Annotated in this window: 8 protein-coding genes; 4 read left to right on the top strand and 4 right to left on the bottom strand. The window is 67.9% G+C overall.

The window, feature by feature from the left end; all coding sequences use genetic code 11:
• A partial coding sequence (locus tag RTU05_RS13755) for a DUF4893 domain-containing protein (protein ID WP_312598928.1) occupies window positions 1-619 on the top strand: 619 nt, incomplete at its 5' end.
• Window positions 620-1,190: 571 nt separating this feature from the next.
• On the opposite strand, the gene RTU05_RS13750 is transcribed toward RTU05_RS13755, so the two are convergent.
• The 3 genes from RTU05_RS13750 to RTU05_RS13740 form a co-directional block, all read right to left on the bottom strand.
• Window positions 1,191-1,646 carry a hypothetical protein gene (locus RTU05_RS13750; RefSeq protein ID WP_312598927.1) on the bottom strand — a complete coding sequence of 152 codons (456 nt, stop codon included), beginning with the start codon at window positions 1,644-1,646 and terminating at the stop codon, window positions 1,191-1,193.
• A gap of 105 nt (window positions 1,647-1,751) precedes the next feature.
• Window positions 1,752-3,404 carry a serine hydrolase gene (locus RTU05_RS13745; protein WP_312598926.1) on the bottom strand — a complete coding sequence of 551 codons (1,653 nt, stop codon included), beginning with the start codon at window positions 3,402-3,404 and terminating at the stop codon, window positions 1,752-1,754.
• 46 nt (window positions 3,405-3,450) lie between these two features.
• On the bottom strand, window positions 3,451-5,352 hold the full coding sequence (locus RTU05_RS13740) for a BCCT family transporter (RefSeq protein ID WP_312598925.1): 1,902 nt from the start codon (window positions 5,350-5,352) through the stop codon (window positions 3,451-3,453).
• A 161-nt stretch (window positions 5,353-5,513) separates the two neighbouring features.
• On the opposite strand from RTU05_RS13740, the gene RTU05_RS13735 reads away from it, so the two are divergent.
• From RTU05_RS13735 to RTU05_RS13725, 3 genes are all read left to right on the top strand, one after another.
• Window positions 5,514-7,820 carry a TonB-dependent receptor domain-containing protein gene (locus tag RTU05_RS13735; RefSeq protein ID WP_312598924.1) on the top strand — a complete coding sequence of 769 codons (2,307 nt, stop codon included), beginning with the start codon at window positions 5,514-5,516 and terminating at the stop codon, window positions 7,818-7,820.
• 143 nt (window positions 7,821-7,963) lie between these two features.
• Window positions 7,964-10,579, top strand: a complete 2,616-nt coding sequence (gene clpB / locus RTU05_RS13730) for an ATP-dependent chaperone ClpB (protein ID WP_312598923.1) — start codon at window positions 7,964-7,966, stop codon at window positions 10,577-10,579.
• Between the two features lie 616 nt (window positions 10,580-11,195).
• Window positions 11,196-11,534, top strand: coding sequence for a GIY-YIG nuclease family protein (locus tag RTU05_RS13725; RefSeq protein WP_312598922.1), 339 nt, complete (start codon window positions 11,196-11,198; stop codon window positions 11,532-11,534).
• Window positions 11,535-11,693: 159 nt separating this feature from the next.
• Here the strand turns inward: RTU05_RS13725 and prmC are convergent, their stop codons facing one another.
• Window positions 11,694-12,605 carry a peptide chain release factor N(5)-glutamine methyltransferase gene (prmC, locus tag RTU05_RS13720; RefSeq protein WP_312598921.1) on the bottom strand — a complete coding sequence of 304 codons (912 nt, stop codon included), beginning with the start codon at window positions 12,603-12,605 and terminating at the stop codon, window positions 11,694-11,696.
• Window positions 12,606-12,766: the final 161 nt, after the last annotated feature.

Genomic DNA, 12,766 nt, shown 5'->3' with positions numbered 1-12,766 from the left:
GGCCGCGCCGGAAGCGACGGCGACGCCGCAGCAGCAGGCCGCCACGCCCGCCGCGTCCACGGACGGCGGCATGCAGGGCGGGACCGACGACTGGCGAAAGGTGGCCAAGCCTGACGACGCCTCAAACCTCGGCCGCATGGACCAGGCCTGGCGTCTGGCCCGCGCCGAGGCCGAGAAGGGCGGATACTCGCGTCAGGTCGAGGCCCTGGGGCCGTTGGCCGATCCCAATGCGGGCCAGAGCGGCCGCCTTCAACCCGCGCCGGGAACCTATCGCTGCCGCACGATCAAGATGGGCAGCCGCGACGGGGGCGGTCTGGCCTATGTCGACTATCCCTGGTTCGCCTGCTCGGTAGAGCTGACGGCGGGCGGCGATCTGATCCTGAGCAAGACCACCGGCTCGCAGCGGACACAAGGGCTGCTCTATCCCGACACGGACCGTCGTCTGGTCTATGTCGGCGCCCAGGCCTGGGGCGACGAGGCTCACTATCCCCGTTATGGCCAGACGGCCGAGCGCGACCAGCTGGGCGTGCTGGAGCGGATCGGTCAGAACCGCTGGCGCCTGGTCATCCCCTGGCCCAAGCAGGAGTCCAAGCTGGAGCTGCTGGAAATCGTCCGCTAGGTCCGCCTGACGTGCATTCGGATAGACCATAGACCTGCCGGTTCGTCATTCCGGGCTGGCGGAGCGAAGGCCCCGGAACCCAGGGCCGCAAGTTCGCTGCTGGAGCATTCGACGGTTGGGGTGGACCTGAAACGCATAGGGGGTTGGTCACAACGGACACGGCGAAGTCACGACGATCACGACGAGACCGGAAGAGCGTCGCTCGCCGGTCTCCACAAGCCGTCGATTAGGGCCAATCGACATTCAGCCCCAAATCGTCATTCCGGGGCGTCCATAGGACGAACCCGGACCCGCAGGGCGGCGCGTAGCAGCCAACCCAGGAGGCTCGCTATCCGCGCGCCGACTACGTCCAGCACCGGCGCCGCAGTCCTGGGTTCCGGGTTCTTCGCTTGGCTCAGCCCCGGAATGACGATCTGAGACTTCCACTCGCTGAATGTCGATTGAACCTCGTCTGCGGCTTCGCCGCCGCAGGCCTTCGAACTTGCCGGACCAAAGCACGCCTCCGTTGGGGTCGCCGTGACTTCGCTGTGTCCGTTGTGATGAACGCCTTTCAGGCCGGCCTCGTCGCCGATCAGCGCGCCCCGGTTGAGCGGGCGATGGCGGCGCGCATTCCCTCGGCGTGAAGGGCGCCGGAGGGGGCGATCTTGGTGTTGGGCGTCTCGGCCGGGCCAGTGTCGGCGGTGCGGTCGTCAGGCCCGGTCCAGCGGGGCGTCTCGGCCTTGCGCGCCACGGCCTGGCGCAGATTGGCCGTCGCGGATCGGCCGTCCTTGCGCGCCGCCATTTCGTCGGCGACGCGGGCGATGGCTTCGGTCAGGATCGCCTTCTTGTCGCGCGCGCCCGTATCCGGCCCGTCGCGGCCGTCGCGAACCCGGGTTCGGATCTGACGCTGCACCCGGTCGCGGCGCGCCCGCAGCCGGCCGATCAGGTCGCGCAGCTCGGCCGGTCCGTGGTCGGTCAGGGCCTTGGACTGGTCCACCATCTGCGCTTCGTCGCGGTCGAGCGCGCGGGGGTTCTGGGTCTTGGACATGACGGTCTCCCTTCGGATTGATGGGAAGACAGCGCCCGGACCCCGGCCCCGTTCCGGCTTTGCGACCGTGGGTCACAGGGCCGCCCGGCGACCCTCAGGCCCGCGTCACACCCGCGTCAGACGCAGGTCCTGATAGTCGTAGCTGAAGTCGATGTCGGGGCTGACGCCCTTCATCGTCGCCGTCGCGGGACGGGCCGTCTGGATGGCGAAGGTGACGAAGGCGTCCTCTTCGCGCTTGTCGGGGAAACGGGTGCGGAAGGTCTCGCCGTCGTACGGCTCCAGCCAGCCCTGAAGCGCAGGCGTGTGGGTGAAGCGCAGCCACAGGCCGCTCTTTCGGTCGCGGCCCCGGCCCTGGGTGCGCGGTTCGATGACGATGTCGCCGTACCAGGGGTCGCGCCAGGTTCCGGCGTAGGCGTCCAGCGGCATGGCGGGCGGGGCGCCGGCGCGCTGCTTGGCGTCGATCTCGACGGCGGCGGCCTGGGACTTGGCCTCGCCCTCCTCTTCCAGCTTTTTGGAATCGGCGATCCAGTCGACGTCCCCCTTGCCCATGCAGAGGTCGGAAATCCCCGAGCGCAGAGCGCGCAGCAGGAAGCTCTCCTCCGCATTGGAGAATATGCAGAAGCCGGTCTTGCGGCCGGGGATCAGCACAGTCGCCGAAATCCCGCCGGGCGATCCGCCGCCGTGGCTGGCGATCCGCTCGCCGCGATAGTCCTGGACCTGCAGACCCATGGCGTAGGTCGAGGCGATGGCCCGGTTCGGCAGTTCCGCCGTCGGCCCCGGCGACGATCCGACGATGATGTTGGGCCGATACATCTCGCGCGCGGCGTCTTCCGAGAACAGCCGCGACCCGTCCGGCAGCCGGCCTTCGTTCAGCCGCACGGCGATCCATTTGGCCCAGTCGGTCGGGGTGGTGCAGATCCCGCCCGCGGCCGCCGCCGCATCCCAGTTCCAGACCTCGGCGATGGACTGTGCGATCTGGACCATCGGCCCGTGGGTGCGCAGCGGCGGCCCGACGCGGGCGTGGGGCAGCGCCGAGCGGCCGGCGTCCGCCAGACGCGCCAGGGGGACCGTCTCGGTCATGCCGACCTTGTCCAGGACGCGGGTCTGGATGAAGGCCTCCCACGTCATGCCCGACACCGCCTCCAGCACCGCGCCCGCGACGACGAACATCAGGTTGCAGTAGTGATAGCGCGCGCGGAACCCGTCCTCGATCGGCACGAAGGCGGCCTGGGCCACCACCTCGGCGCGGGTGCGGTCCGAGTTGGGCCAGAACAGCAGATCGCCGGCGCCCAGGCCGAACCCGGCCCGGTGGCTGAGGGTGTCGCGCACCGTGATATGTTCGCCGATATAGGGGTCCGACAGTTTGAAGTCGGGCAGATAGGTTTTGACGGGTTCGTCCCACTTCACCTTGCCCTCGTCGACCAGGATCGCCAGGGCGGCGGCGGTGACGTTCTTGGTGTTTGAGGCGATGGCGAACAGGGTGTGCTCGTCCGCCCGCGCCGGCCTGCCCTGGACCTTGACGCCGTATCCCCGCGCCAGGACGGTCGCCCCGTCCTTGACCACGGCGACGCCCAGGGCCGGCTGATCGGGCCAGGCCGCCATGCATTTCGCCACATAGGCGTCCACCGCCTGCGCCAGCGCGACATCGTCGTTCGCTGCCGATGTCTGAACCCCCGCCCGGGCGAACGCCGGCTGCGCCGCCAGGGCTGCGGCGCCTCCCGAAGCGAACAGGGACCGGCGCGAAAGGCGAATGGACATGGCGAACTCCGACGAAGACCCCGCGACGCTAGCGCCCCATGTCGGCTTACGCCAGTCGCCAGCCCTGCAGCTTTTCCAGGACGTCGGCGACGATCTGGCTCTGGGTGAAGCCGGTGATGTCGTGGGGGCGTTCGCCGGCGCCGGTCTGGGCGGTCAGGCGCCATTCCAGAGGACGGCGGCCGACGGGGGCGTCGCGCTGGGTGATGGCGGGACGGGCGCGGGATCGGGCGCCCAGCCGATACATGAACACCCGGTCGGCGTGGCGGATCGTCAGCCAGGCGGCGGCGTCGTCGCGACCGATCTCGGCGTCGGAATCCTCGGCGCCCAGGGCGGCGTACACCGTCTCCAGCGCGGGCAGGCCCTGGCGTTCGATCTCCTTGAGGATGTCGCTGCGGCTGGCCGGCGTCATGATGCGCTTCAGCTGTTGCGACAGGGGCGCGGCCTCGGTGGTCAGGGTCTCGCCCTTCAGGTCGGCGTTCATCTGGCGGAACAGGCCGAAGACCAACAGGATCATGATGATGCAGAAGGGCAGGGCGGCCACCAGGGTCGCGGCCTGCAAGGCCCCCAGGCCGCCGGCCAGCAGCAGCAGGGCCGCCGCCGCCCCCTGCATGACGCACCAGTAGATCCGTTGCCAGCGTGGGGTGTCGTCCGCCCCGCCCGAGGCCAGGGTGTCGATCACGAGCGAGCCGGAATCGGCCGAGGTCACGAAGAAGACCCCCACCAGCAGGATCGCCAGGGTCGAGGTGAACAGGGTCCCCGGCAGCTGTTCGAAGAAGTGGAACATGGCCGTGGACAGATCCGCCTGCACCGCCTGGGAAATCGCGCCCGCCGCCTGGCCCATGTCATAGGCCATGGCCGTATTGCCGAAGACCGTCATCCACAGGAAGGTGAAGCCGGTCGGCACCAGCAGCACCCCGACCACGAACTCGCGCACCGTGCGCCCGCGCGAGATGCGGGCGATGAACATGCCCACGAACGGCGACCAGGCGATCCACCAGGCCCAGTAGAACAGCGTCCAGTCCGCCATCCAGGCGCGCGGCTCATAGGCGTAGAGGGTGAAGGTGCGCTGGAAGAAGTGATCCAGATACAGGCCGAAGTTCTGCACCAAGGCCCGCAGCAGGAACAGGGTCGGCCCCGCGAACAGGACGAACAGCATCAGACAGACCGCCAGGATCAGGTTCAGCTCCGACAGTCGGCGCACGCCCTTCTCCACGCCCGACAGCACCGACAGGGTCGCAATCCCCATCACCGCCACGATCAGTCCGACCTGGATCAGCACCGTATTGGGAATGCCGAAGACATAGTTCAGGCCCGCCGCCATCTGGGCCACGCCCAGCCCCAGCGAGGTGGCGATGCCGAACAGGGTGCCGCAGATGGCGAAGATGTCGACCGCGTCGCCGATCGGCCCGTTGATACGCCTGCCCAACAGGGGGAACAGGCCCGACCGCATGGTCAGGGGCAGGCCCTTGCGGTGCGCGAAATAGGCCAGGCTGAGGCCCACCACCGCATAGATGGCCCAGGCGTGGACGCCCCAGTGGGTGAAGGTGATGACCATGGCCTCGCGCGCGGCCTTGACCGTGCCGGGCGCCTCGTCGGGCGGGGCGATATAGTGCTGCACCGGCTCGGCGACGGCGAAATACATCAGGCCGATGCCCATGCCCGCCGCGAACAGCATGGCCAGCCACGACAGATAGGGGAAGTCCGGCTCGGCGTCGTCCGGCCCCAGCTTCAGCCGCCCGGTCGGCCCGACCGCCAGCCAAACCACGGCGCCCAGGAAACCCGCCACGGCCGCGACGTAGAACCAGCCGAAGGTGTCGATCACCCAGGCCTGGGCCCGGCCGAAGATCAGGTCGGAGGTATTGGGCGCCACCAGCGTCATCAGCAGCAGGGCGCCTGCGATGGCGCTGGCGCCCCAGAACACGCGGGGGTTCATCTTTGTGGTCAGCATCGGGCCAAAGCGTATGGCGACGCTGACGGTTCCCAAGCTTGGCCACAACCGCGCCGTCTCGATGAAGAAGATGTAACTTTGCGATTCAAAGTGACGTGGATAGTCAGGCTTATCGACGGGCGCAAACAGACGCCTGCGCACTCTTTCAGGATCGCCGGGGCATGACTTCTTCCAAACTCGTTCTCATGCTGGGTGCGGCCGCCGTCGCCCTGCCCGGCGCCGCTCTGGCTCAATCCCAGAATTCGTCCCAGACCGCCTCGCAGACCCCGCCGCCGGCGACGACGAGCCAGCCGGCCGCCCAGACCCCGGCGACGACGGCGCAGACGCCCGCGCCGCGCACTCAGACGGCCGAACCGCCGCAGCAACAGCAGCCCGCCAGCGTCGGCGAGGTGGTGGTCAACGCCCGCGCCGCCGACGTGCGCACCTCCATCGATTCCGTCAGCTACAGTCTGGCCAACGACCTGCAGGCCACGACCGGCAGCCTGGCCGACGCGCTCCGCAACGTGCCCTCGGTCGATGTGGACCCGGAGGGCAATGTCTCCCTGCGCGGCGACGCCAATGTCACCATCCTGGTCGACGGCCGCCCGTCCGGCATACTGACCGGCCCCGGTCGCGGCCAGGCGTTGATCCAGTTGCCCGCCAGCCAGTATGCGCGCATCGAGGTGATGACCAACCCTTCCGCCGCCTACAGCCCCGAGGGTTCGGGCGGGGTCATCAATCTGATCACCAAGCCCACGGCTCCCAAGCCGGGAACCCAGACTACCGGCTCGCTGCGGGTCAATGTCGGCGACAACGGCCGCTGGAACACCGGCCTCAGCGGTTCGTATCAGAAGGACCGTCTGACCCTGTCGGGCGACTTCAGCTACCGCGCCGATCCCACAGACATCACCATCCTGCGCCAGCGGGACCAGCGCGATCCGATCACCGGCGCCACGGTTTCGACCACGCGGATGGACCAGGACATCACCTCCGAGCAGAACGGCGCCTTCGGCCGCCTGACCGCCGAATACAAGCTGGACGACAAGACCCAGCTGACCGGCGAACTGCGCGGCGTCGCCTTCGACGGAAGCGGCACGGGCGGCGGCCTGTTCGAGACGCGCGACGCCAATGGGGCGGTGACCAGCGCCTATCGCCGCGACGGCGCCTCGGACTTCAACTTCGCCAACTGGGGCGCCACCGCCCGCGTGCTGCGCCGCTTCGACGACGCGGGCCACGAATGGTCCAACGAGCTGCGCTATGACAAGAACAGCAACGACAGCTCGGGCCTGGCCGTCACCGACTATCTGATCCCGGCCGGTCCGGCGCTGTACGAACGCACGGCCAACGCCACCGATCAGGTCAACTGGGGCTTCACCAGCGCCTATACCCGTCCGCTGTCGACCGGCGGCAAGCTGCGCCTGGGCTATGAGCTGAACGACCAGCGCCCGGAACAGCGCACCGACTTCCTGCGCGGCCCGTCCGAGGCGGCGGTGGTCCCGGTTCCGGCCCTGAACAATCGGTTCGAGGCGCGCCAGACCGTCCACGCCCTCTACACCACCTATGAGCGGCCGCTGGGCGAGAAGCTGTCCGGCCAGCTGGGTCTGCGTCTGGAGCAGGCCGACATCCGGATCGAGGATCTGACCGGCGGCGCCGCGGCGTCCCAGGACTATTTCCGCGCCTATCCGACCGCGCACCTGCAGTATCAGCTGAACCCCGAACAGACCCTGCGCGCCAGCTATTCGCGCCGCATCCAGCGGCCCCAGCCCAGCCAGTTGAACCCCTTCGTCTCCTATCAGGATCCGCTGAACCGGCGCTCGGGCAATCCCGACCTGCAGCCGCAGGAGACGGATTCGTTCGAGGCCATGTGGCAGATGCGAAAGGGCCAGAGCTTCTATCAGGCCACCGCCTATTTGCGCGACACCGACAAGGCCTTCACCGACGTGGCGACCGACATCGGCGGCGGGGTGCTGCTGACCCGGCCCGAGAACCTGGGGTCGCGCCGCGACATCGGCCTGGAGCTGACGGCCAACGGCCGCCTGCACCCGACCCTGCGCTACAACGCCAGCGTCAACGTCTTCCGTCAGGAGATCGACGCCGGCGCCGTGGCGGGCGGCGGCGACCGCGAGTCCACCCTGGCCAGCGGCCGCCTCAGCCTGAACTGGCAGCCGACGGCCAAGGATTTCGTCCAGCTCAGCGGCTTCTGGCAGGGCGACAGCCTGTTGGCCCAGGGCACGCGCGAGGCCGGCGGCATGGTCAATCTGGGCTATCGCAGAAAGCTCAGCGACACCCTGTCGTTCAACTTCACCGGCCGAGACCTGTTCAACTCGTTCAACAACACGACCGTCTATGACACGCCGCTGTTCAGCGAGCGGAACGAGCAGAAGATCAGGCTGCGCGCCTTCTATGTCGGCCTGACCTGGAACTTCGGCGGCGGCCAGCGTCGCCAGCCCGAACAGTTCGACTTCTCGACCGGCCCGTCGGGCGGCTGAGCCCCCCGCGCGGGCGGGCGAAAATCTCCGTCCGCCGACCCCTTGTGTGCCTCATTCGCCACACCATCTCGGTTTCACAGACCCGCGTCGTCGCTTCCTGAAAGGGCGTCGCGGGCGGAAATCCGCCTGATGAGGGGACCGTTATGAATCTCGAACTCTATTCCGACCGCGCCAAACAGGCCGTCCAGTCGGCCCAGTCGCTGGCGCTCGCCCGCCGTCACCAGCAGTTCGCGCCCGAGCATCTGCTCAAGGTGCTGCTGGAGGAACGCGACGGTCCAAATAACCGGGGATTGGCGCGCAATCTGATCACGGCCGCCGGCGGCGACGCTCGCCGCGCCGAGGCCGATGTCGAAACCGCGTTGAAGAAGCGCGCCCAGGTCACCGGCGGCTCGGGCCAGCTCTATCTGGACGGCGACACCGCGCGCGTCTTCGCCGCCGCCGAGGAGGCGTCCAAGGCCGCCGGCGACGCCTTCGTCACCACCGAACGCCTGCTGGCCGCGCTGGCCAAGGAAGGCGGGGTCGCCGCCGAGGTGCTGAAGGCTTCGGGCGTCACCGCTGACAAGCTGGAAGCCGCCATCGCCGAGGTGAGGAAGGGCAAGACCGCCGACAGCGCGGGCGCCGAGGACGGCTACGACGCCCTGAAACGCTACGCCCGCGACCTGACCCTGGCCGCCCGCGACGGCAAGATCGACCCGGTCATCGGCCGCGACGAAGAGATCCGCCGCACCATCCAGGTCCTGGCCCGTCGCACCAAGAACAACCCCGTCCTGATCGGCGAACCCGGCGTCGGCAAGACCGCCATCGTCGAGGGTCTGGCCCTGCGCATCGTCAACGGCGACGTGCCGGAATCCCTGCGCGACAAGACCGTCATGGCCCTGGACATGGGCAGTTTGATCGCGGGCGCGAAGTATCGCGGCGAGTTCGAGGAGCGGCTGAAAACCGTCCTGTCCGAGGTCTCGGCGGCCGAGGGCGGGATCATCCTGTTCATCGACGAGATGCACACCCTGGTCGGCGCCGGAAAGGGCGACGGGGCGATGGATGCGTCCAACCTGCTCAAACCCGCCCTGGCGCGCGGCGAACTGCACTGCGTCGGGGCCACGACCCTGGATGAATACCGCAAGCACGTCGAAAAGGACGCCGCGCTCGCTCGCCGCTTCCAGCCGGTCTTCGTCGCCGAACCGACGGTGGAGGATACGGTGTCGATCCTGCGCGGCCTGAAGGAGAAGTATGAGGTCCACCACGGGGTGCGTATTTCCGACAGCGCCATCGTCGCCGCCGCCACCCTGTCGAACCGCTACATCACCGACCGCTTTCTGCCGGACAAGGCCATCGACCTGATCGACGAGGCCGCCAGCCGGGTGCGCATGGCCGTCGATTCCAAGCCCGAGGCCCTGGACGAGATCGACCGCCGCCTGGTCCAGCTCAAGATCGAACGCGAGGCCCTGAAGAAGGAAACCGACACGGCGTCCCAGCATCGTCTGGAAAAGCTGGAGGACGAGATCGCCGATCTGGAAGGCCAGTCCGACGACCTGACCACCCAGTGGAAGGCCGAAAAGGACAAGGTGGGCCAAGGCGCCCAGCTGCGCGAAACCCTGGATCGTCTGCGCCTGGAACTCGCCAACGCCCAGCGCGCCGGCGACCTGGGCCGTGCGTCAGAGGTCGCCTACGGCCAGATCCCCCAGATCGAAAAGCAACTTGAAGACGCCGAGGCCGAGGAAACCAGCGGCGCCTCAGGTCGTGTGGGCCCCCTGACGCCCGAGGTCGTCGACGCCGAACAGATCGCCGCCGTCGTCAGCCGCTGGACCGGCGTGCCCGTCGACAAGATGCTGGAGGGCGAACGCGAAAAACTGCTGACCATGGAGACCGCGCTCGGCGGTCGTGTGGTGGGTCAGGACGAGGCGCTGGCCGCCGTCTCCGACGCCGTTCGCCGCGCCCGCGCCGGCCTGAACGACCCAAACCGTCCGCTGGGCAGCTTCCTGTTCCTGGGCCCGACCGGCGTGGGCAAGACCGAACTGACCAAGGCCCTGGCCGACTTCCTGTTCGACGACGAGGCGGCCATCACCCGCCTGGATATGTCGGAATATATGGAGAAACACAGCGTCTCCCGCCTGATCGGCGCCCCTCCCGGCTATGTCGGCTATGACGAGGGCGGCGCCCTGACCGAGGCCGTGCGTCGTCGCCCCTATCAGGTCGTCCTGTTCGACGAAGTCGAAAAGGCCCACCCCGACGTCTTCAACGTCCTGCTCCAGGTGCTGGACGACGGCCGCCTGACGGACGGGCAAGGGAGAACCATCGATTTCAGGAACACCCTGATCATCATGACTTCCAACCTGGGCAGCCAGTATTTGGCCGATCAGGGCGACGGGGATGATGTCGAGGCCGTGCGCCCCTTCGTCATGGAGGCCGTCCGCGCCCACTTCCGGCCCGAGTTCTTGAACCGGATCGACGAGATCATCCTGTTCCACCGCCTGGGCCGCGACCAGATGGGCGGCATCGTCCGCATCCAGCTGTCACGGTTCGAGAAGCTGCTCGCCGACCGCCGCCTGACCCTGGACCTGGACGACAGCGCCCTGGCCTGGCTCGCCGACCGCGGCTACGACCCGGCCTATGGCGCGCGGCCGCTGAAACGCGTCATCCAGAAGGACCTGGTCGATCCGATCGCGCGCAAACTCCTGGCCGGCGAGATCGAGGACGGCGGGGTGATCGCGGTGACAGCGGGCGAGGGCGGGTTGGAGATCGGGAAGATGCGGGTGCATTGAGGCGTCCACAGAACAGCCCTGTTCAACAGAACGTTCGTGGAACTTTGAGTCCCGACGGCGCTTCCGGCTTCCTGCAGGTCAAGGCCACGTCTTGTTACAGGAAGTAACTGATGACTACCTGAAGGAGCAGCGGTCTGGGCCGCTGTAGTGCGACCAAGCTGCGATGCTGAAAGCGTTGATGTCGAAGGGCATAGTCCAAGACGTGAGCGCGCGACTTGTCGGGGTGAATTGTGGAAGGGCAAATGATGTCCTCCATGAGAGGCGCTTCAAAGATGCGCCTCCGGCGAATGACAACGAGCTTCGCGCCTATTTGGAAGCATCGTCCATCCAGTTCGCTAAAATCGTAGCTGGGATTTGACTTTGGCCCGCATGGTTTCCATGCGGGCTTTTTCTTTCGTCATCCTCCGGCAAGCCGCGTCTTCGCGGCGCAGACCGGGGGACCCAGCGGCGCCGTCAGGCGAAATCTTTCCGCCGCACGATCTTGAACACCTCGTCCGCGACAGGGTCGCGCTCACGCGCGCCGCTGGGTCCCCCGGTCTCGCTCCGCTCGCCGGAGGATGACGAAAGGGAGGGGGACGTGGATGACGAAAGAGGGCGTATGGCCTAGGTTGTGTCCATGCCGACGCATCGGACGTTCATCGCGACCTACATCATGGCCAGCGGGCGCAACGGCACGCTATATATCGGCATGACGGCGAACCTGGAGGCGCGGGTCTGGAAGCATCGCAGCGGCGCGTTCGACGGCTTCTCAGCCGCGCATGGATGCACGCGGCTGGTCTGGTTCGAGCGGCACGCCTGGGTGGTGGAGGCCATCGCGCGCGAGAAGCGGATCAAGAAGTGGCTGCGGGACTGGAAGCTGAAGCTGATCGAGGCGGAGAACCCGGAATGGCGGGATCTGGCCGAGGACTGGTATCCGGTGAACGATCCGAACTGGCGACCGCCGATGGAAGATTAGCTTTCGTCATCCTCCGGCGATCCTCCTGCCCACAGTCTCAAACCGTGCGATCCTGTCCTCGCGCGTCCGCATCGGGCGCACGCCACAGCGGTGGAGGGAGGATTTAGACGATGTACACTATTCAGACGCTGTTCTTGTCCGCCGACCGTCTGAAGTCGGTCAGTCCTGCGGGATCGGATTGGTGCGCGGGTCCGGGCCGTTGGTGACGACGCGGTCGCGGTCGCCCAGGTCCTTGATGATCTTGACGTCGGTGAAGCCGGCGGCCTCGAACAGCGCCTTGACCTGCGGGCCCTGATCGAAGCCGATCTCGACGGCGAAAACGCCCAGCGGTTTCAGGATGCGTTTCACCTCGGGCGCCAGGTCGCGGTAAGCCTGCAGGCCGTCGGGGCCGCCGTCCAGGGCCAGGTGCGGGTCGTGGTCGCGGACCTCCGGGTCCAGGGTCGCGATATGGTCGGTCGGGATATAGGGCGGGTTGGACAGCACCAGGTCGAAGCTGGCGTCGCCGAAGCCCGCAGCCCATTCGGTGCGCAGGAAGGTCGCGCGCTCGTTCAGGTCCAGGTTGGCGGCGTTCTCCTTGGCCACCGCCAGGGCCTCGGACGAGATGTCGGTGCCGACCCCGCGCGCGGCCGGCCGCTCGGCCAGAAGCGCCAACAGGATCGCGCCCGATCCGGTGCCCAGGTCGATGGCGTCGAAGGCCTCGGTCTTGGCGAAGGCCAGCATGGCCACGTCCATCAGGGTCTCGGTGTCGGGGCGGGGGCTGAGGACGTCGGGGGTGACGTTCAGCATGATCTTCCAGAAGCCCTTCTTGCCGACGATGCGCGAGACGGGCTCGCGCTTCAGCCGCCGCTCGACCATGGCCTCATAGGCGCTCAGCTGGTCGGCGGTGATGGGCCGATAGGGGTCGGTCAGGATGTCCATCCGGCTGGCGCCGGCGGCGGCCTCCAGCAGCAGGCGGGCGTCGATGGCGGGGCTGTCGATGCGGCCGGTCTTCAGCCGGGCCTGCGCCGCCTTCCAGGCGGTCAGCAGGGTCGGGGCGTCAGTGTCGGACTTGGGCGTGATGGGGTCGGTCATGGGCGTTGATTGGCCCCAGCCGACGACGATTTCAAGCATTTGCGGAACGCGCGGCCAGCTATACCGTTCGCCTGTCCATGTCCAAGCGCGCCTCGCCCCTGTCTCGTCTGACCGCCGCCGTCTCGGCCCGTGCGCCGCTGCGGCGCGGACGGCCGGGGGGC

The organism is Brevundimonas sp. (assembly GCF_032017145.1).
In the GTDB taxonomy this organism is placed as follows: domain Bacteria; phylum Pseudomonadota; class Alphaproteobacteria; order Caulobacterales; family Caulobacteraceae; genus Brevundimonas.
The sequence above is the reverse complement of the archived record's forward strand: the minus strand, read 5'-3'. Positions and strand labels throughout refer to the sequence as shown.